Source organism: Spirosoma humi (assembly GCF_054776575.1).
In genome coordinates this window covers 384,138-405,331 of sequence record NZ_BAAHBR010000003.1, presented here as the reverse complement: position 1 = coordinate 405,331, position 21,194 = coordinate 384,138, and the positions used below count along the sequence as shown (strand labels likewise).

Genomic DNA, 21,194 nt, shown 5'->3' with positions numbered 1-21,194 from the left:
TTGGCCCGGCAGTAAATCCTGTCAACAAATAATTCCCTATCTGCCCATATGCTGTCGCTACTTGGCTTTGCCACCATTGCTGTTTTTCTGGTGCTGATCATCACCAAGCGTCTGTCGGTTATGACGGCGCTGGTGCTGATCCCCATCATCATGGGATTTCTGGCCGGATTCAGCCCAAAAGAGTTGGGTGAGATGATTCTGGCGGGTATTAAACAGGTCGCGCCAACGGGTATTCTGCTCATGTTTGCCGTGTTGTATTTCGGGACGATGCTCGATGTTGGCCTGTTCGACCCTATTATTGCGGCCATCATCCGCTTCGTGAAAGGCGACCCGCTGAAAGTCATTCTGGGAACGGCGGTGTTAACCATGATCGTTCACCTCGACGGCGATGGAACGGCCACCTTCATGATCGTCATGTCTGCCTTTCTGCCGATCTACAAACAGTTGCGTATCAACCGGCTGATTCTGACAGGAATCGTCGCGCTGAGTGTAGGACCGATGCACCTGGTGCCCTGGTCCGGCACATCGGCGCGGGCTATTTCGACGTTGAAAACTGATGCCACACAGCTATTTAACCCAAATATTCCGGCCATTGTGGCGGGCATCATCTGGGTGCTTTTCGTAGCGTACTGGTTCGGGCTGAACGAACGAAAACGCCTGGGTATTAGCGATCTGGACTACGTACATCAGGCAAGCCTCACCGACGAACAACGGCAGTTTCGTCGTCCCCGCTTATTTTGGGTGAATGCCGCCCTGACCATAGCCCTGATTACTATTCTTATGAAAGGATGGGTACCGGCACCGGCGTTGTTCATTTCGGCGGCCATTGTCGCCTTGCTGATCAATTACCCGCGCTTGCCCGATCAGCAGAAAGTGCTCCGAAGCCACGGAAACAATATCTTCCTGGTATCGAGTATGATCTTTGCGGCAGGCGTCTTTTCGGGTATCCTGACCGGTGCCAAAATGATCGACGCGATGGCCACGTCTGTCGTTTCGCTGATTCCTCAGCAACATGCGGCCTGGCTACCCACGCTGACAGCCATCACCAGCATGCCCGCCAGTCTGCTTTTTACGCCCGATGCCTATTATTTCGGGGTCGTCCCTATCCTGAGCCAGACGGCCACGCAGTTCGGCATCGACCCACTGGAAATTGGCCGTGCCGCGTTGCTGGGCCAGATGACGGTGGGCTTTCCGGTGAGCCCACTCACCGCGTCTACGTTTCTGCTGGTGGGTCTGGCCGATGTCGATTTAGGCGATCACCAGAAATTTATTCTTAAATGGGCCTTTGGCACAACCGTCGTCATGACGCTGGCAGCCCTGTTAACTGGCTCGATTCACGTATGAAAACGTCTGTTCGAATTGGGTGCGGAGCTGGTTTTTCCGGCGACCGGCTCGAACCAGCCCTGATCCTGGTTCAGCAAGGTGAGTTAGATTACCTGGTACTGGAATGTCTGGCCGAACGCACCATTGCGCTGGCGCAGAAACGAAAACGACAGGATACCACACTGGGCTACGACCCCCTGCTGGAACGCCGGATCGAAAATCTGTTGCCACAGCTGTTGGAAAAGAAGGTCCGCCTGATCACCAACATGGGCGCGGCAAATCCGCTGGCGGCTGCCCGAAAAATTGTCGACATCGCCCAACGATTGTCGCTCTCGGTTACGGTGGCGGCTGTCACCGGTGACGACGTGTTCAGCCTGCTTTCTGGCCGTGAAACGGCATTGGAAACGGGCAAGCCGCTTTCTGATTCGGGTCCGCTGGTGTCGGCCAATGCCTACATGGGCGTGGAGGCCATTCTACCGGCCCTGGCCACGTCTGCCGATATTATTATTACAGGCCGGGTAGCCGATCCGTCACTCTTTTTGAGCCCCCTGGTTCACGAATTCGGCTGGTCGCTCGACGATTACAACTCGTTGGGACAAGGTACGGTCGTCGGGCATTTGCTGGAATGTGCCGGTCAGCTTACGGGCGGATACTTCGCTGATCCGGGCCGCAAGGACGTACCTGATATGGCGCATCTGGGCCACCCTTTTGCCGATGTGTCGGCGGATGGCACAGCCATTTTTGGGAAAGTAGCCGGTACGGGCGGGGTGCTGAGCCTGGCGACCGCCAAAGAGCAGTTACTCTACGAGGTGATGGATCCCAGCCGCTACATTACCCCCGACGTAACCGCCGACTTCACCCAGGTGCGGCTGATTGAGGTTGGGCTCAATCAGGTCCGAGCGTGGGGTGGACAAGGCACCGCCCGGCCCGACTCCCTGAAAGTCAGTGTGGGGTACGAAGCCGGTTTTATTGGCGAAGGCGAAATTTCGTATGCCGGTTCGAATGCCCTCGGCCGGGCCGAATTAGCCGGAGCTGTCATCCGGGAGCGGCTTCAGGACCGGTTCACCGATCTGCGAATCGACTACATTGGCAGCACGTCAGTACACCGAACCAACTTCGGCCATTACCCGGCCCCCTACGAAATTCGGCTTCGGGTGGCCGGAAAAGCAACAACAGCCCACCAGGCGGCTTTGGTTGGCGAAGAAGTAGAAGCCCTTTACACCAATGGTCCGGCAGGCGGGGGCGGTGCCCGTAAATACATCCATGAACTGGTGGGCATCGTGTCGACGCTCATTGACCGCCAGCAAGTAACGCCACAGGTAACGCTATATCATTCATGACCATCAAACTCTATGACATTGCCCACAGCCGGGCTGGCGACAAAGGCAATACAATGACGCTCTCGCTTATTCCGTACAACGCCGACGACTATGCGCTCCTCTGCGCTCAGGTTACGGCCGAGGCCGTTAAACAGCACCTGGCTGCTATTGTAGCGGGCGATATCACCCGTTACGAATTGCCCAATTTACCCGCCCTTCAGTTCGTTTGCCAGCAAGCGCTGATGGGTGGCGTAACGACTTCGCTCACGATGGACACCCACGGCAAAAGTCTGAGTTACGCTTTACTGGAACTGTCGATAGAAGCCTAGACAGCCCAGCCGTGGCGGGGTATCGCTCATAGCCTCGTTGATTGCCATTGGCAGGTAGTAAAAAGATGCGCTTGATGCCCCACAGCCGTTAGTCATTCTGGCGAATGGGCCGTGTGGATCGGGCTACTGAGGTGACCAGCCGGTTCAGCGTCAGCCCCTGCCCAATGATGGAAAACAGGACCACACCATAACAGCAGGCTAATATCAATTCATTATAAGAGGAATCGGGCAGGGATAAGGCCAGCGCGATTGAAATGCCCCCGCGCAGGCCTGCCCAGGTTAAAATACGAAGACTTCCTTTGGGTTGCTTGGCTAACTGAAACTGAAGCAGGAACGGCAGCAGAATACTTAACCAGCGGGCTACAATAACCAGACAAATTGTACCCAGCGCGATCCAGCCATACTTCGATAAAGAAGGTGAACTCATTACCTGTAAACCAATCATGACGAACAGCACGGTATTCAACAATTCGTCGATTAGGTGCCAGAACCGTTTGAGGTAAACTTTGGGACTTTCGGCTGACTGGCCACCGGGTAAACGCCGTCCGAGCAACAAACCGGCTGCCACTTCTGCCAGAGGAACCGAAACGTGCAGGGAATTGGCCACCACGGACAGAATCATTACCAGCGCCAGTGAAAGCAACACCACCGTTTGGAAATCGTCACTTGCCTTGATGAGCCGGTAAACCACGAAACCCATGAACAGCCCTAAGCCAATTCCCCCGATTACCTCCTGAGCAAACAACTTCACGGCATCAATCAGGAAAAAGTTAACCTCAGGATCGGCTACCTCCTGCAGAGAAACGAACAGCACCAGCCCAATTCCATCATTAAACAGGGATTCACCCGAGATAATGGTCTCTAGCCGCGGTGGAATGGGCGACTGCTTCAGGACAGCGCCTACCGCCACCGGATCGGTTGGGGATATCAGGGCACCAAACAGCAGACAACCCAGGAGAGGAATGGGAATACCCATCCACTGCGTCAGCCAGAACAAGCCAAACCCAATTAAACCCGTCGAGATAACGACACCAACCGTGCTGAGTACCAAAACCTCCCGAAACTGCTTCTTCAGCGCATCCAAGTCCACCTGCAAGGCCGCAGCAAAAAGCAGAAAGCCAAGCATGATATCGAGTAAGGTGCTCGAAAAATCGATCTGTTCATTGATCTGAAGGAGCTGTTGAGCCGTATGGGTGGAGAAATTGCCCGCTAATCGAACCAGCACGATGAGAACGAGTGTCAACACAACGATACCGATCGTGCCGGGTAAACGAACAAATCGGTGATTGATGTAGGAGAGCAGAGCACTGAGGCCAACCAGGGCACTGACAGCCGAAAAAAGATCCATAGTATTTCATAAATGATCTTCTCAACGCATGTATTGCACTGAGGATGGGTATTCCGAAAGGAACCCGCTACTGATAAAAGTAACTCTGGATTAAAAAGTTTATCAGCGGGCAATATACCCATCTCTGACGGATACGGCCAATCCGGTACCTACACTGGTTGAGCAGCGCCTTTTTGACCAACGTGCGGCATCCGTCGGCCGTATCGGCATGGCGGTCAGTTCCTCGGATAAATAGCCCAATTCAGGATTCGTTTCCCATACTGCCGAAAAAGGGCTAATGAACATCGATTTTTACCGTCTCAATCTGGCTATGTTCAACGGTTAGATTGACAGAGCGCCCATCTTTGGGCCGGGTTCTGTGGGCTACGTTTTTAGGGATGGTAACGAGTTGGCCAGGATACAACTCAATCGTTTCGGTTTCCAGATCAATCAATAAAACCCCTTCCATCGTAATGAACGTCTCATCCGAATTGGGGTGATAATGCCAGAAGTAGGGCTCGGTCATAACACTCAGCTTTACCACATGGTCATTGACTTGGGCTAAGTCAACATTCGCGTAATCGGTTGTGATGGCACGAGTCAGTTCGCCGATATCGATTTTAGTCAGTGGCGTAGCGTTCATAATGGGGAGTTGAAGATGGTTAAGGTAGTAGCTACCAAGTCAGATGCAAAGCCTTAAAGCCGCTCTGCTCATTAAGAAGCGGGGCTATAGGGTCCAGTAGGCTTTATTCTTCGCTCAGGATTTCGGCCGCCAGCGCGTCAACCGTTTCCCAGGCAAACGGATACCACTGGTCACGGTAGGCATCGAACACTTCCGTAGCGGCCTTGCAGGCAAATAATTTGTAGTTAAATTTCGTGTACTTACTGGCCAGGTAACCGGGATAGTAATAGGCCTTTTGTTGACGCTGGGCGAAATTGATTTTCAGCAACATCAGGTATTTTCCCAGACTCTGTTTGTGATAGTCTGGGTGATAAAAATTCATAATGCCGGCAATACTTTGCTCTCCATTATCGAAAATACCAACCGCAATCAGCTTATGCCCATCCCGAATTTCAATAGCATAGGTATCGAACACGTTGTCATTGGCTCCATCGAGCAGGCAGGCTTCGACGGATTTGGGCGCATCAAAATTTATCCCCCCTTTATACGTGGCATACAGGGCTTCGATCTCCTCCGTAATGACCAGGGGCCTGATGGTCACGGAGAACGTTTCGTTTATTCGAAAGAGCCGGAGTTGTTCTTTTCCGAAGCTCACATCCGCCAGCACAATACGCAACCAGTGTACCGGACAAACGGTATCCTCAAAGAGCACGGCATAACAGGTAAAAACTTCCTGCTGCATCCTGAAATACCCTTTGCTCAAATACAAATCCAACTTACTCCCTCTCATAATCTCCCGGGCCTTTTGATAAAGCAGAATAGGCGTTGAAAGCCAATGAGCAGCCAACGCCACTTCCTGTCTTTACTACAGCCCACTTCGAAAATCAATTCCCTACTGCCGGCTTTTTTAACGCCAGAGTTTGGTTTTTGAGCCCCGCTGGTCCGTCACTCCCCCCATTCCGGCGGGTACTGGTTCCATTGTTCGAGCAGGAAATCAGCTAAATCGGCACCAGCCGCTCGTTCGGGTTCAGTAGCATTATCCTCCAGATAAGTCGACACAGTTATGTTGAACCCCTGCGCCAGCAACTCACCGGCAACCCGGTTCCAGCGGTCAAAAGCGCTTCCGTCTTTTGAGAGATCGGGAAACAACTCTATTTTCCGATTCCGCACGGGAGCCAGCCGCTCAGCATTCAGATACGATAAGGCTCCCACCGCTAACCAGACAAAACCCGGAAAGTAAGGGGTTGCAATGACCGCCGTTTTAGGAGCCTCCACAATCGCGACCGGCTTATCGGAAGGAGCGGTTAGTAGCTGGGGAAGCCCAAACAAACAAGGTGACTTTTGTACGTCGTTGCGCTCATCCAGATAGGCGGTGAGCCAGGCAGGATACGGTAATTTCTGCTCATGGCAGCGCTGGGCAAAGGACGAATGTACCCAGGTCGTCCGGCTTCGTTTTTCGCCATCCTTCACCACGTACGTGACGGTATGAAACGTTTCATCGAATAACTTGATCTGACCACCCCGTATGCGCTGAAACTCATCAATATACCAGAACACACACGCCCCCGGCCAACGACCAGAAGTGCCAATATTGAACCGCTCTAACAGTTCATCGGCCACGTTACGGCCAAAATGACGACGCAATAGCCAGGCAAACTGATTGCGGTCATAATGCCCAAGCGACTGCTTGAGCACCTCGTCAGGAATGGCAAAAACCGTTCCTACTGAACCAGGGGCAGCCCTGACAGGTGTAGCATCGGGTTTGTCGAACAGGAAAGCTGCGACCCGCTCCGCTTGTTCGAAGGTGGCGTTTTCAGTCTGTAGAAGGCCCTTAATTATTTCCTGTTTCGATGCCCCTTTGTATTTCTGTCTGGCCGCTACCGAAAACCAGTCTCGGGGAATAGGGCCCGGATTGGTACGGGCTTTTACTTCATCGTGATAAGACAACCCCGAAGGACCTTTCTTGTACGGATTAAGGTGGTATCCGCAGTTACTTTCCCGGTCGCAACGCCCGTATATTTCGGGTAGTGGCTCGTTGGTTAACGTATCGACGTAGCGGCTCAAGGTCCGGCGATGTTTCGGGGCACAATCCGGGCAATCGGTTTTAATGGCTTTCTTGGGTAGTTGGTATCGGAAAGTTGAGGAAGACATATGGGTAAATTTACGTATTTGTTATTTACCTATACATACTGAATAGCCGTTATTGTTAGCTTTCCGGGAATATCATAGCCATCATCCGTTCGGATTCGGGATTCAAGGCACACCTGTTGAACCGCTTGTTCATCAGAATACAATTTGCTGACAAGTAAAAATCATGGACCATACGAATGGGCATCACTAAACAAACAGGGTAAATTTCCGACCGCCACGGCGGACCGTTTATGCCCACCAGACAAAAATCGAATACACAATCTATCAAATTCTAGTGTTAACGCTTTGCGAATAATTTGACGATTACAAGGCAACTATCGTCTCACAAACTCAGCTAAAATGTGAAATTTTGGACGGTCCGCCGTTGCGGTTTGATTAGCGAGACGACATTTTGAGACCTAAACTTATTTAGACTGTCTGTAGATGGATAGTCGTGGTATCCATCTCATAAATGGGGGGTTATTTCGACTTCTTTAGATTGCTCAGAGAAACATCAACTTACTGACCTCACCTTCTGGCTTACAGCTGTAACACAAGGCTTGTTTTTGTCATACATTCTGTAGTACTTAACATAATCCCATTTATATAACTTTTCAGATACGTTTGATTCTTCGGTATTAAATCTTCTCCGCGATGAAAGTCAACCTCACTTTTTTGGTATCAATCGCCTTCCTTTTTAGTCGATGTTCACCCAATGAAGGTCTCTCTCCTAAGATAGACTACGATCAGGCCAGTATCGAATTGATGCAAGAGATACAACCCAAAATTGTAGGGCAATGGACACTCCGTCAAGTGAATATAAAGTATCAGGACTTCAACTATTCCCAAAAACAACTTAAGATTACGAAGGATACGGCTTTCGTTGACTTTGCCACGTTGTCTATCATTCCCACCAATGAACCACGTAGTTCCCCCAGAGATTTACGTACGGGTGAATACGATGGTACGATTCAATTTGGTACCAAGGCGTATCCTATTCAATTTGATCTACGGTCTAATGCCGAGTGGATTTATAGTAAAAAGGGTCCTCAAGCATTCTTTTCCTTTAGTTACAAATTCCCAGTAGGTACCCGTGTAACAGAAAGTGAAGAGAGATTTTTAGAAGATATAGGCTTGATGAATGATACGTTTTCTTTAGAATTCTCTACTGATCCGAAGAAGATGATTTGGCGAGGTTTGAACCGAGGAGTAAGCAGAATAGAAATGACCAAAAAATAGTAATTACTCGATAAGTGCGTATCGTTTACTGTTTCAGCGTTTCTTTAAATAGTCGAATAACATAAAAACAGTGGCTGTTGCAAAAGTCTGAAACGGGTGTGATGGCCTTAAATAAGTTGCTAATCTCACCGCGTTTACTAGGCAAAACCGGCTTACCCAATATGGCTTTTTGTAGTCTTGTCGACTTTTGCAACAGCCACAATGATTATACAACAGCTTTGCTTTTGCTAGTCAAGTGGTTCGCTATACTCTGGGTTGTTTGGTAGGTATTTGATAATAAGTGAATCCCCGATTTGTAAATCAGGATCTCTAGTATCGCCTTCATAGCTGTTCCCATTTACGGAAAACCTGTAAGAGTATGAGAATTGTTGAGAAACCGGGCTATTTCCGAGGTAGTTCTTCTTGCCAATGACAACGGCTCTAGTTTGTACTGTTTCGCCTTCTAAAGCATTGTTCTTGGCTGTATTTTGAAAACAAGTTTTAAACAAAAACCTATCACTCCAATAAGCATTAGTAAGCCGAACGTATTCTTCAACGTCCAAAAAGGGGTGTTTTCCTCTCTGTCAGCTTTGTATTTTTTTAGACATTACAAGTAAGACGCTTTTATCGGTAACATTAGATCACTCACATAACATAATCTTAGTGGCTGTCGCAAAAGTCACGAGAGGTTTGATTTGGCCCAATTTGGAGGCTTGATTTGGCCCATTTCTAATTTAAAAATAAGAGTCATTAATGGGAGATCATGGCTAGTACCAGCTTTTGCAACAGACACTAGCATTATGTTGAGCTATGGCAATGGATGCTTAGAAATATAGACCACCCCCCGCCCCTGCTTACTGTTGCAGAACGAAAAGGATTCTCCCGAATGCCCCCGCTTACAGACCGCATCGGTACCGGCGATATAGAGCCGCTGTTGCTCATCCAAATACAGACTCTGCAGCTGATGCAACTGAGGCAGATCAATTCGACGACCGGTAGCCGTGACAACACCAGGCGTTTCGAAAATACCAGTCGTGGCGGTTGGCCCATCGAGGAAGACTCGGTTGATTTTATAGCTGTCTCCCGTGGTCGTCACAACCGGATTGACTAGCAGCCGTTTGTCAACAGTGCCGGGGGTAGGCATATCTGACAATAACTGGTTGCGCCCCGAGTAGTGTTGCCAAGTCTGGCCATCATCTAAACTGTAATTGTCGGCCGTGATTAGGAACTGTGGGGACTCATTGGATCCTTTCACGGTTTGGCTTGCCAGCCCATTCATCGTGAACAGTGTATCGCCGTTCTGGACTACGCCAAACATAGCGATCGACTGTTGATGGGCCTGTTGCCAATTCTTACCCTGATCAGTTGAGCGGAAAAGTAAATACCTGGTCGAGATCAACAAGGTCTTGTCCCGATTGCCCCACACGCCTTGAATATCTTTGTCCACTGGCGCTTTGAGTATGTACCAGTCTGGGTATTCGGATAGTACGGTGTCTGGCTTAGGATCGACGACGTCAGCTGGAGTCCTTGTACAAGACAAGGTTAATAGCAGTAGGCTACAGTAGAGCAACGTTTTCATGGTTGTTGAGTCTTAGTTTTACTGCTTTTAAAAGGTACTAATAGCTGCTTATACTCTCTCTGATTTACCCAACGATTATGCTATTACCCTACAGAAATTCCATTAACATAATATCGACCTTTCTTCTCCCCTTTCCAATACACAATCTGGCCTCTTTCCAAAACTTATACAAAGTGTATGATCTTAGAGCGCGTGGACAATTAGGTAAAAGCGGAGTCGTTTCGCAACTTTGCTAAATGCGACGCTATGAGATTACTGACCAGCAATGGCAACGAGTGGCTCACTTACTACCCGGTAAAGTTGGTGATGTTGGCCGATCAGCAGCCGATAACCGACTGTTTATCAACCCAACTCTGTGGATCAATCGCAGTGGCGCACCCTGGCGTGACTTGCCTGAGCGCTTTGGCCCCTGGAATTCGACCTACCACCGATTCTGACGGTGGGCCAAGACAGGCGTCTGGCAAAACATCTTCGAGGCCTTACAGGAACCCGACTTAGATTGGCTGATGATCGACTCGACCATCGTGCGGGCGCATCAACACGCGGCAGGTCAGGCCAGACCCGGGCAAAAAAAGTGATACCGCCAGTGAGTGTCTAGGGCAATCGGTGGGTGGTTGGAGCACTAAAATTCACGCTGCGGTCGACGCTTTGGGTAATCCGTTGCGGCTCATTTTGACGGTTGGCCAACGAGCGGATATCACCCAGGCTCAGGATTTGATCGCTGATTATGAGCTGGCGGCCTTGTTGGCTGATCGTGGTTATGATGCTGATTCGTTGATGGAGTCATTGGTCCTGGCGGGTGTTGAAGTGGTGGTTCCATCCAAAAAGAATCGGCGCGCCGAACGAATAATTGACAAAAATCTGTACAAGGATCGCAACAAGGTGAAACGGTTTTTTAATAAACTCAAGCAGTAGCGCCGGGTGGCAACTCGATACGAAAAGATCGCGACAAGCTTTGCTGGATTTGTTTATTTGGCTTCGGCCATGATTTTACTGTGTTAATAGTCAACACGCTCTAGTTTCCTCCCCTTTTTCTTACCGTTTGTTACAAAGTTCTTGGTTTTGGGTAACCTTCCATTGAAGTTTATGTCAATTATAAAAAACATATGGATAGCCCTGTATTTAATAGAAGTCGGAGCAATAGTCGAGATAGCTCATCTAGAAGTCGGAGTCCTAGTCCAGATTCAAATAAGCGGTTAAGCTTCGGTGCTCACGATCCCAGCCAGAGACAATTAGCCGAAAGTCTACAAAAGCGGTTTGGCCAAATTAAGACTGAGGCTGGCAAACAGAAGCACCACCCGGTTTACAAAAATAGTAAAGAAGAAATAGTCGACATTGACTCATGGGCAATGGACAAAGGTTCATTTCTTTTCTTTAAGAACTTTGGTAATGATCATAAAGCGGATGAAATTCATTTATTATTAGAAGAAAGTGTAAAAAACTGGAACTGCAAAGGCAGTATCATAGAAGATGTTATGCCCATTTTGGACGCTTATTTGAGTGGCTTAGAGGAATTATCACCAAGCGACATTCAACTTATCGACTATTTGTCCGCTCTTCAAAGCAATATAAAAGATTTACGGGTGAACGATCTTGACGAGCAATGCACGACCCAACTAGAGCTTACAAGTGGCAAGACTCTTAAAGGTGTAAAGGAATTTAAAGTAGCCTTAACATTAGATTGGAAGATAATTCTGGAAGAATCTAGAAAACAGATGCAGATGCACGTGAATGGCAAAATAGCGAATCCTCCAGACAAAGACGTCGTTACAAAAATTGTAGATGCCGCTATAAAAAAAATAGCCTCAACAGATGAAGCTAAGCGAGATTTAGCAACTGTCGATCAACATAAGAAGGTACCTCCTCAAAAAATACAAGAGCATAAGCTTTATAAAACTAACACCACTACAGAAGAAGGTTTAAGGCGTTTATATGCTTTTGGCTTTCTGGCTGAACCGGGTAAACATGATAAAACTGAAGCACTGAATTTTGGCTTAGGTAAAAAGGCTACAGATAAATTTTTCCTAACAAACACAACTCCCAAGTTTGAGGAAACTAAAGCAACTGGGGAAAAGGAGATGAAACAACCCAACTTCGAGTTCAGTAAGAATCATATCCGATTTATTATCTTTTTGGAGTGGAAAGCCATATCAGAACTATTAAACTTGACAACTATTTTCAAATAGCCGTCGTTTTCGCAAAATTATTCTACAATAGATTGCTGATTGCCAATCTGTTATACTCTATTTCGCATAGGCAGATGAAACGTTTACGGACCGCCGTTGCGGTACCAGTTATACGTGATACCCCATCACTCCACCGGACGGAATTAATGGAGTTGGCTTACAACACAAATTGACAGCTACCTCAGTTACCTAAGTTATACGCAATGCATCTGTCACTATGTTCACTACTTACTTTGCTCTAAGTACATGGGGCATTTTTTGGATTGGCTGGGCCATATGGGGGTATACAACACGCCGTCGAGTCCAGGTGCAGCAGCAAACTAAGACGAGTTGGTATCGGCCAATCCATGTGGGACTTGTCGTGCTGTCCTTCATCCTGCTGCTCAATCCACTACCCATGGCTTTCCATAAACCGGTTTCCGGTTTGCCCCCCTGGGTTCACTTACTGGGCATGGGGTTGATGCTGATGGGCATGCTGTTGGGGGTCTGGGCCCGCCAGGCGCTGGCTGATAACTGGAGTGGGGCCATTCAGCAAGTTGAAAACCAAACTTTAGTGACTAGTGGTCCCTATCGTTACGTTCGCAATCCGATGTATACGGGTTTCCTTTCGGCCGCGTTCGGGACGACCCTGTATCAACCCAGCCTGTCAAGCTTGACGGGCTTACTGATCTTGTGTGGAACCTATGCGGTGAAAATAAGCCGGGAAGAAGAGTTCTTATTGCAAGTACTTCCAGGCTACGCTGCCTATTGTCAGCATACTTGGCGTCTGATTCCGTTCCTCTACTGAGTTGGGAATCGGCGAGACGTACAGGTATTGCCACAACTGAATTCCCCGGTTGGAGAACGCTACCAAGAAGGTTTTTTTGAGCGGGTTGGCTAATTTTTGCGCAGATCAATAATAACGATGCCGAAAACACACCACCTCAGTAAACGCTCCTAAACCAGACGATTGCTTGTACTACCATTTTAGCGGCCAGCAGCGGATGACCGACCACTCGTTCTCCCAGAGTTATTCGAGACCCTATGCCTGCCCTTCTCAGCTGGTTTGTTACTATATTTGGTCTGTCCTCACCCGATCAACAATGACACGTTTCTGCGCTATTCTTCTCCTAAATGTGCTTGGCAGCATCGCCGTATTGGCCCAAACAGACCGTAAACCAACCGATGACTCCTCATTTAGAAAAAATATCCACTTCAACCATTTGTTTGTCGTCGTCGATGATTCAACCTACACCTATTTATTTGACCGTTTACACTTACCTAAAGACTTTGCCTGGACCCGTGAACAAACTCAGGATGCCGGAAGTGCATCCTGGAGTGGAAAATATATCATGGGAACCCATAATTATTTGGAGATTTTTAAAGCCGGCGGTCTCAAGGGAAGTAAGGTAGGCGATGGAGGATTAGGCTTTACCACAGATAAACTGGGAACTCTAGATTCATTGCATACGTACTGGGCAAACACATTGGACAGTGTGCATGTGGATCATACCACATCCAACAATGATGGAAACGTAGAGCCCTGGTTTACTTCCGTATCCATACCGAATGTTGATGGGCTAAACATTCGCGTCTGGGTGTTTGAAAACTCAAAAGAGGAGATGACGTATGCTGGTTTTAGCGACCAGGAGTTGACTCGGGAGATTTCCTACTGGCAATACACGAAACACATCACGGCCAAACTACGTAAGGTTGCTCTCGACTCGGTGGTGGACAATAAGCGCTTCGATAGAATAACTTCGGTCAGTTTAACGCTATCCCGTAAAGAATTGTCCTACCTAAGAAGGTCTCTACAGGCTATTGGTTTCACCAAGAAGGGCAATTCATTTATAAAGGGAGATTTCCAAATCAGGTATTTATTGACGGAGTCAGCCCATTTTATAGTAAACGAGATCGGCATTTCGCTGGCGGCACCGTTGACCAGGAAAACGTATTCATCCCCAAAGATAGTCCTGCTGGTGGAGGGGAAGCGCGCCAGGATGATTTTTAAGAAATAGTCAAAAACTAACTCCAACTTAATGGCTTTGATGCTTGACCGATACTATTCGCCCTTTATTCACTCCATACGCTCTTCACGGAATTATCCGGGTATCGATCCGGCTCCTGATTACCCAGGGCGATGGGTCAATCTAATGATCGTTCGAGAATAGAGCCATGAGTTGATCATACGGCCCCAATGCCTCAAAATTTACGCTGGTCGATTCGGCTATGCTAGCCAACGGAGCGATTTTAGGATACTATTATTTTGCCGGCTCATCTCCGAAACCAACGCGTTGGTAATTGCCAATCCATGCAGACCAAACCGAATTATCAAGTGCGTTATCTTTAAAGGGTTCGTACATTATGGCTGCCTGATTAATGGAATCTGCAAATTGGTGGGACGGTTCCCTTCAGTGTCGAAGCCACGTCCATCGACGTGCCGCGCCCCCCAAAATAGCATATTGTTCAAGACGTATATTAGATCGTATTCTTAAGATTTGCCCTTCCGCTAACCCAAATGGCGCAAACGCTTTTCCCTGAATACTTTGCGTACCGTTTACCTCCCAGGTATTGAAATTAGCCCTGGCAAACTGATTCAGTATGCGCACAAAATCCGGATGCAATGGCGTTACTTCATACGCTACATCGGCGCTGAAATCGACCTTCTGCGCACCAGCAGCAATCGGGTGCTCGCCCTGCCACTGTACATGGCCTTTGATGAACAGGTTGGCTAAGGGCAGGTTCCCGTAGACATCGGCAAAATTTACAATCTCCAGCGTAAAGGTGTCGTCAGTCTGGTACGTAAATCGTCGGGATAAATAAAATGGCTTGGCGCTTCCATCATCGTTTCGCGAAAGACTTGGACGCACTTCAGGGGCAATACTTATCCATTCACCGCCCGCTATCACTTCTTTGATTTGTTTGATTGTCATTGCTTCTGTAATTGAATACACAAAGCTGTTATCTTCGTCTAAAACAGGCAAGTAGTTTGCTTTATATTACTTAGTATATCTTTTTAGACTAATGGCTAATTTGCGCAAAAACAAGGATTTCAATCCGCACAACTGCCCGGTTACGCACTGCCTGAATCGAATCGGTGGTCAGTGGAAAGTACTGATCCTGTATGGCATCAGTAAAAACTGTAATCGGTTCAGTAAACTGCAACGTGCTATTCCTACCATCAGCAAACAGATGCTCGTCAATCAACTCCGTGAACTGGAAGAAGACAGCATTATCGAGCGGATTATCTACCCGGAAATACCACCTCGTGTTGAGTACAAACTAACTGATTTCGGCGAGTCGCTGATGCCCGTCATTTACGTCATGCAGGACTGGGGAATTCAGGCGATGAAAGACAGATAGTTTGATTATAAGACTTGATTGATTAATTTATTTATATCGCTTAACAGTGAAGCATAGGCTACTGACTAGAATTGACAGATATTAAAACCTTTGTCTCACAAATCGCTTATTCTTGAGATGATACAATCTCCATACATCTGCGTCAAAAACGGGCGTTTTCTGAAATAGTATTTAGCCTGACGTTTTGTACTTTGGCTAACATAACGTCTGATTCTAATAGAGCCTGCAGTACATTGCAGTAGGCTACCGGCAATTCGCTAGATAGGTCCGCTCTCCGTTTGAGAAGAAATTAGTACCTACTATAATCAACGACATGGCCAAAAAATCCCCTTCGACCCCGCAACCCATCCAGCAGTTGACCGAATACCTCTTTGCCCGGCGCGAACCCATCCTCAATAACTGGCGTACGCGCTGTTCAGCCGATGCCGACCTGCATACCCGCACTAGCTTTTCCCGAGAGGAATTTACCGATCAGGCTCCGGTGTTACTCAATATCTTCAACCAACGGCTGCTGGGGCAAGAAGCCGAGTCTGCCCCCGTAGACCGGGCCGGTCAGCATGGCTTACACCGCTGGCAACGGGGATACTCGTTCCGCGAGTTACTCAATGAGTTGAATCACTTATACCTGACCCTAACGGATGAATTTGAGCAGTATCTCACCCTTTATCCTCAGACGCCAGCTCACGTAATGTTGTTCGCCAACCAGCAGCTGATTCGGTTGATTACCGAGGTCAATGTAGGCAGCATTATGTATTACGATGATCTACGCCAAACCACGGCTGCCGAACAAGTGCAGACGCTTCAACTGGCCTTAGATCAGCTACATCAACTCACTAACCGGCGCAGCCAACACCTGCGGGAGACGACGCACGATTTACGGGGTAACTTTGGTATTATCAACTCGGCGGCTCACCTCCTTAAACTGCCTACCGGGGAGGAAGAACGGCAGTTGTTTTTGGCTATGCTAAGTCGCAACATGGACACGGCGCTGTCTTTGCTGGAACAGCTAGCCGATTATGCCCGATTAGAGGCCGGGCAGGAACAATTGACCATCAAAGCGTTTGATGCCGCTGAGTTAGTACAAGATGTAGTGAACGGGGCGCAGCACCTGGCCAAGGAACGTAACCTGGTGCTCCAGGCGGATGGCCCCCCTCAGTTACCGGTAGTGAGTGACCCGCTTAAGGTGCAACGGATTGTTCAGAACTTACTGATGAATGCCCTAAAATTCACCACCAGCGGGTGGATCAGTGTTTCCTGGGCGGCCGAGAACGATACGCGCTGGCTCATCAGCATACAAGATACAGGGACCGGTTTACATGAGGGGCCAGTAGCCATGCTCGCGGAGCAGCTAAAACCACTTTCCGAGCCCACGAGTATTCACCAACCGGGAGGCCCCGAGGATTACCCCTCCCAAGCCACGCCAGCCACACACGCTCACCAACAGGAGCGAAGTCAACCCAATGGGGAAGGCATTGGCTTGTTTGTCGTCAAGCGGCTGTGCCAATTGCTCAAAGCCAGCATGGATATTGAAACGGTACCAAGTCATGGCACGATGATTCGTATTCGACTGCTCACCGACCAGACCAAATCCGAACACGATACGACCGGTGTTTAGTGGAACAAGCACACCCTAAAGGCGCTTCGCTTACCCGGTAGGGAGCGTAACCGCATGCCACCCATATTGGCGTAGTGCAAAGCAGGTAAGCCATTGAGGATAATCCGAGGGTTTGGTAATAAAGAAGAGGCCATTCGCGCATCCCGTCAGTGATTACCTTAGCTTTAGCGGGCTGCTCAGACATCTAACCGCAACGATATGGCACCTTCCTCCCAACCCAATGACTCTCACCAACAGCAGGCCGACGACCTACTGGCAACCCAGAAACTGCTTAGAGCGACCCTGGACGCGTCCATGGACATGATTCAGGTCTTTCAAGCCGTCCGTGATCAACAAGGCCAGATCATTGACTTTACCTGGACCCTCAATAACCACACGTCCGAAAAAATGTACGGCGATGTGGTGGGCAAAAGCCTGCTGCAACAGCAACCCGGTGTCGTAGAGGAAGGTATTTTTGCCGCCTTTAACCAGGTGATGGAAACCGGTCAGCCCCAGCAGTATGAAAAGCATTACGTCCACGAGCAGTTTGATGGCTGGTTTCATCAATCGGTGGTCAAGCTCCATGACGGCGTGGCCACCACCACCGCCGACATTACCCACCGCAAGCGGGCTGAAGAGCAGCTTCAGCAGAGCCAGGCCCTTTTGCAATCGGTTATCAATAGCTCCCTGGATGTGATTCAGGTCTTCGAAGCAGTGCGGGATGAGACGGGCTCCATCCAGGATTTTAGGTGGGTCATGAACAATCAGCGAGCCGTTGCCCAAAATGGGGACGTCATTGGCAAAAGCCTACTGACAATAAACCCCGGCGTGGTGCCAGCCGGCATTTTCGACCGCATGGTCGAGGTGGCCCAAACCGGGATCGCTTATGAGCAGGAACAACAGTATGCCTATGAGCAGTTTGATGGCTGGTTCTATCAGGCGCTGGTGAAAACCGATACTGGGCTAGCCATGACCATCCGTGATATTACTCAGGCCAAACAAGCGGAGCAGCAAATCCTACGACTTAAAGATGAATTGGCGCAAACAGCCACCGATAAATACCGCACCCTGTTCGACTCCATTGACGAGGGGGTTGCCATTGTCGAAGTCTTGCTCGACCAGCAGCAGCGCGTGGCGGACATGATCTGGCAGGAAGCCAACCCCAGTGTGGCGCGACAAACGGGCGGACTCGATTTTATCGGGAAACGGGCCAGCGAAGTAGTGCCCCATCTAGAGCCCGAGTGGCTGGATGCGCTGACCAGCGTTTATCAAACGGGCCAGCCAGTGCGCATGGAAGCCTATAGTGTAGACCTGGACCGCTGGATTGATACGTATTACTCCCAGGTTGGCGGCTCGGGCAGTCCATTTATTGCCGCCGTGTTCCAGGACATCACCCAACGTAAACGGCACCAACTCCAGAAGGACTACCTGCTTCGCTTGAGCGATGCCTTGCGAACGCTGTCCGATCCAAAGGCGATCCAGCAAGCCGCCATGCAGTTGCTCGGCCAGCAGTTGCAGGTGAGCCGCGCTTTTTACGGCGATATGCAAGCCGATCAGGACACCTTACTCATGGGCCCAGGCTACGCCCGGGATACATTTGCGCTAGAAGTTCAGGTGCGGTTTTCCGAGTTCGATGCAGATCTGATCGCCTACTATGGCCGGGGGCAAACCGTCGTGATGGCTGATGTTAATGACCATCCCCTGGTCAATGAGCGATCAAAAGCCGAATTTGCCCAGATTGACTGCCGGGCCGCCGTGGGTGTTCCGTTGCTGAAAGAAGGTAAGGTGCGGGGCATACTTAGTTTACACCAAACGGTTCCTCGTCACTGGACGGCCACCGACATTTCATTGGCCCAGGAAACCGCTGAACGTACCTGGGCCGCGGTGGAACGGGCGAAAGCCGAAGCCGCCTTGAGCGAGTCGCAACAGCGTTTTGAATCGATTGCCAATCTGGTGCCTGACCTGCTGTGGGATAGCCAACCCGACGGGGTCACCAACTGGTACAACCAGCGTTGGTTGGACTACACCGGACAGCATTTCGAGGAGGCCATCGGCTGGGGCTGGATCGATGCCATTCACCCCGACGACCGGGAGGCTTCGTCCAGGCGCTATGGCCAGGCCGTGGTCGCCGGTACTTCCTTTCAACAGCTGCACCGGATACGGCGCCACGACGGCGAGTACCGCTGGTTTGTGGTTAGTACCTCCCCGCTGAAGGACCCGACCGGTCAGGTGGTCAAGATGTATGGGGCAGCCACCGACATCCACGACCGCAAATTAGCCGAAGAAGCCTTGCAGCGACGAGAGGCCGAACTGGCCCGCGTCCAGCAAATCGGACTGATCAGTGGCGTTGTTATTGATGTGGTCAATCAGCTAACCGGAAAGCGCTCGCCTGAGTACCTGCGGTTGCATGGTTTACCGGCGGATACCCAATCCGAAACCCATGCCGACTGGCTACGCCAGTTGCATCCCGATGACCGACAACCGGCTGAACAAGCCTTACTCTCAGCCTTACAGGGCGAACAATCCAGCTACGAAAGCGAATACCGGATCATTCGTCCGAACGACGGTCGGCTGGTGTGGATTTATGCCAAGATGGACATCGAACGCAATGGGGCGGGCAGCCCGGTTCGACTGGTCGGCATTCACATTGACATTACCCGCCGTAAGCAAGCCGAAGAAGCGTTGGCCCGATTGGAACAGCGCAATCGGCTGGCCATTGAGGCTGCTGAACTAGCCACCTGGGAATGGGACCTGGTCAGTGACCAGGTATATTGGAATGAACAGCATTTTCGGCTGTTGGGCATGGGCATTGAGCCTAATCCGTTGCCGGCCCAAGCCTTTCTGAGCCACCTGCATCCCGACGATGCCGAGTCCATCCAGGACCAACTCCGGCAGGCTATTGCCCAGCGCACGCTTTATGATGCGGAGTTTCGCATCGTGCGGGAGGACGGCGTCGTGCGGTGGATGAGCGGGTACGGCCGGGTCACTAAGGAACAGGAGGGTCAGCCGGTCTTGGTTAGTGGGGTGATGATGGACATCACCGAGCGCAAACAAGCTGAAGAAGCCTTGCACCAGGCCGACCAGCGTAAAGACGAGTTTCTGGCCATGCTGGCCCACGAGCTGCGCAATCCTATGTCGACCATCCGTTCAGGGCTGCACATTCTGATACTTACCGATGGTAAAGATGAACCCACCGGGCCGCCGGTCGGCCACACCACGATTGAGATGATGAATCGGCAAACCGATCATTTAGTGCGGATGGTTGATGATCTGCTGGATATAAGCCGAATCAGTCAGGGCAAGATTGAACTGCATAAAAGCCGGGTGGATTTAGTCGAGCTGGCCCGCCAGGCGGTTGATGCAACACGGCCTCTGTTTACCGAGCAGGGGCGGAGCTTACACCTGGCTCTACCCACGACTTCTATCTACCTGGAGGGGGATGCCACCCGACTGACGCAGGTCATCGCCAATCTATTAACCAATGGGGTGCGTTACACCGGCGAAGCAGGCCAGGTCTGGCTAAGGTTGGCCTCCAGCACCGGGCTGGCGTTCGGGCAGGAAGCGATCCTGGAGGTACGGGATAATGGCATTGGTTTGGCGGCTGATCAACTGGCGGCCATTTTTGAGCTGTTTATGCAGGTGGACAACACCACGGCCCGTTCCAAAGGGGGGTTAGGCTTAGGCTTAACCCTGGTCAAACGTCTGGTGGAGATGCACGGGGGACGGGTGCAAGCCCAGAGTGAAGGGCTGGGCAAAGGCAGTACGTTCCGGGTTTATTTACCCACCCTGGAGATGGCTCCGGCAGTCAACCCCAAGCCCGTTGACGAGACTCCCTCCCCAACCACTCATGATCGGATTTTAGTCATTGATGACAATGCGGATGCGGCTTTCACGCTGGCGATGCTGCTCAAGCTAAAGGGCTATGAGGCTCATACCCGGCATAGTGGTCGTGCAGGTCTTGAAGCGGCAGAAGCCCTACACCCATCCGCCATTGTATTAGATCTTGGTATGCCCGGCCTGGATGGCTATGAAACGTGTCGGCAGCTTCGTCAGCAGTCTTGGGGTGAGCAAGTACCGGTGATTGCCCTAAGCGGTTACGGGCAGGAGGAAGACCGGCAACGGACGAAGGAGGCTGGCTTTACGGGTCATTTGATCAAGCCGGTGGATCTGGATGCCTTATTACGTTTACTCGCCAAGAGCCAGTTATATCCCAAAGCGGAGTAAA

Annotated in this window: 17 protein-coding genes and 1 pseudogene; 11 read left to right on the top strand and 7 right to left on the bottom strand. The window is 50.1% G+C overall.

The window, feature by feature from the left end; translation table 11 throughout:
* Window positions 1-48: 48 nt before the first annotated feature.
* The 3 genes from ACYU8Y_RS05305 to ACYU8Y_RS05295 are packed head-to-tail and all read left to right on the top strand — an operon-like array spanning window position 49 to window position 2,971.
* Window positions 49-1,344 (top strand): CitMHS family transporter, encoded by a 1,296-nt coding sequence (locus tag ACYU8Y_RS05305; protein WP_460934929.1) that lies wholly within the window; start codon window positions 49-51, stop codon window positions 1,342-1,344.
* Window positions 1,341-2,663: an acyclic terpene utilization AtuA family protein gene (locus ACYU8Y_RS05300; RefSeq protein WP_460934927.1), complete on the top strand. Its 1,323-nt coding sequence runs from the start codon at window positions 1,341-1,343 to the stop codon at window positions 2,661-2,663. The genes ACYU8Y_RS05305 and ACYU8Y_RS05300 overlap by 4 nt, the downstream gene beginning before the upstream one ends.
* Entirely contained in the window at window positions 2,660-2,971 is a 312-nt protein-coding gene (locus ACYU8Y_RS05295) for an AtuA-related protein (protein WP_460934925.1), read from the top strand. Before ACYU8Y_RS05300 ends, ACYU8Y_RS05295 begins: the two co-directional genes overlap by 4 nt.
* Window positions 2,972-3,059: 88 nt before the next feature.
* Here the strand turns inward: ACYU8Y_RS05295 and ACYU8Y_RS05290 are convergent, their stop codons facing one another.
* The 4 genes from ACYU8Y_RS05290 to ACYU8Y_RS05275 form a co-directional block, all read right to left on the bottom strand.
* Complete coding sequence (locus ACYU8Y_RS05290; RefSeq protein ID WP_460934923.1) at window positions 3,060-4,319, bottom strand: cation:proton antiporter; 1,260 nt, start codon at window positions 4,317-4,319, stop codon at window positions 3,060-3,062.
* Between the two features lie 274 nt (window positions 4,320-4,593).
* Entirely contained in the window at window positions 4,594-4,941 is a 348-nt protein-coding gene (locus ACYU8Y_RS05285; RefSeq protein WP_460934921.1) for a cupin domain-containing protein, read from the bottom strand.
* Between the two features lie 103 nt (window positions 4,942-5,044).
* The gene (locus ACYU8Y_RS05280) at window positions 5,045-5,710 is read right to left on the bottom strand and encodes an arginine-tRNA-protein transferase (protein WP_460934919.1); all 666 of its coding nucleotides are present in this window, start codon (window positions 5,708-5,710) and stop codon (window positions 5,045-5,047) included.
* A 155-nt stretch (window positions 5,711-5,865) separates the two neighbouring features.
* A complete protein-coding gene (locus ACYU8Y_RS05275; RefSeq protein ID WP_460934917.1) occupies window positions 5,866-7,071 on the bottom strand; it encodes a DUF6371 domain-containing protein in 1,206 nt (401 codons plus the stop codon).
* Window positions 7,072-7,704: 633 nt separating this feature from the next.
* Here ACYU8Y_RS05275 and ACYU8Y_RS05270 point away from each other — a divergent pair.
* Window positions 7,705-8,289 (top strand): hypothetical protein, encoded by a 585-nt coding sequence (locus ACYU8Y_RS05270; RefSeq protein WP_460934915.1) that lies wholly within the window; start codon window positions 7,705-7,707, stop codon window positions 8,287-8,289.
* Between the two features lie 227 nt (window positions 8,290-8,516).
* On the opposite strand, the gene ACYU8Y_RS05265 is transcribed toward ACYU8Y_RS05270, so the two are convergent.
* Both ACYU8Y_RS05265 and ACYU8Y_RS05260 read right to left on the bottom strand, forming a co-directional pair.
* Window positions 8,517-8,831 carry a hypothetical protein gene (locus tag ACYU8Y_RS05265; RefSeq protein WP_460934913.1) on the bottom strand — a complete coding sequence of 105 codons (315 nt, stop codon included), beginning with the start codon at window positions 8,829-8,831 and terminating at the stop codon, window positions 8,517-8,519.
* A gap of 245 nt (window positions 8,832-9,076) precedes the next feature.
* A complete protein-coding gene (locus ACYU8Y_RS05260) occupies window positions 9,077-9,715 on the bottom strand; it encodes a hypothetical protein (protein WP_460934911.1) in 639 nt (212 codons plus the stop codon).
* Between the two features lie 368 nt (window positions 9,716-10,083).
* Here ACYU8Y_RS05260 and ACYU8Y_RS05255 point away from each other — a divergent pair.
* From ACYU8Y_RS05255 to ACYU8Y_RS05240, 4 genes and pseudogenes are all read left to right on the top strand, one after another.
* Window positions 10,084-10,849, top strand: a pseudogene (locus tag ACYU8Y_RS05255) (IS5 family transposase).
* Between the two features lie 104 nt (window positions 10,850-10,953).
* Window positions 10,954-12,033, top strand: coding sequence for a hypothetical protein (locus ACYU8Y_RS05250; protein WP_460934909.1), 1,080 nt, complete (start codon window positions 10,954-10,956; stop codon window positions 12,031-12,033).
* 217 nt (window positions 12,034-12,250) lie between these two features.
* Entirely contained in the window at window positions 12,251-12,820 is a 570-nt protein-coding gene (locus tag ACYU8Y_RS05245; RefSeq protein ID WP_460934907.1) for a methyltransferase family protein, read from the top strand.
* Window positions 12,821-13,115: 295 nt separating this feature from the next.
* On the top strand, window positions 13,116-14,030 hold the full coding sequence (locus ACYU8Y_RS05240; RefSeq protein ID WP_460934905.1) for a DUF5829 family protein: 915 nt from the start codon (window positions 13,116-13,118) through the stop codon (window positions 14,028-14,030).
* Between the two features lie 393 nt (window positions 14,031-14,423).
* Here ACYU8Y_RS05240 and ACYU8Y_RS05235 read toward each other — a convergent pair whose 3' ends face one another.
* Window positions 14,424-14,945, bottom strand: a complete 522-nt coding sequence (locus ACYU8Y_RS05235) for a hypothetical protein (protein ID WP_460934903.1) — start codon at window positions 14,943-14,945, stop codon at window positions 14,424-14,426.
* Window positions 14,946-15,036: 91 nt separating this feature from the next.
* Between ACYU8Y_RS05235 and ACYU8Y_RS05230 the strand changes: the two genes are divergently transcribed.
* The 3 genes from ACYU8Y_RS05230 to ACYU8Y_RS05220 all read left to right on the top strand — a co-directional run bounded on the left by ACYU8Y_RS05230 (window position 15,037) and on the right by ACYU8Y_RS05220 (window position 21,193).
* Window positions 15,037-15,375: a winged helix-turn-helix transcriptional regulator gene (locus ACYU8Y_RS05230; protein WP_460934901.1), complete on the top strand. Its 339-nt coding sequence runs from the start codon at window positions 15,037-15,039 to the stop codon at window positions 15,373-15,375.
* Between the two features lie 313 nt (window positions 15,376-15,688).
* Window positions 15,689-16,990 (top strand): sensor histidine kinase, encoded by a 1,302-nt coding sequence (locus ACYU8Y_RS05225; protein WP_460934899.1) that lies wholly within the window; start codon window positions 15,689-15,691, stop codon window positions 16,988-16,990.
* A 198-nt stretch (window positions 16,991-17,188) separates the two neighbouring features.
* Window positions 17,189-21,193 (top strand): PAS domain-containing protein, encoded by a 4,005-nt coding sequence (locus tag ACYU8Y_RS05220; RefSeq protein ID WP_460934897.1) that lies wholly within the window; start codon window positions 17,189-17,191, stop codon window positions 21,191-21,193.
* The last annotated feature ends 1 nt before the right edge of the window (window position 21,194 follow it).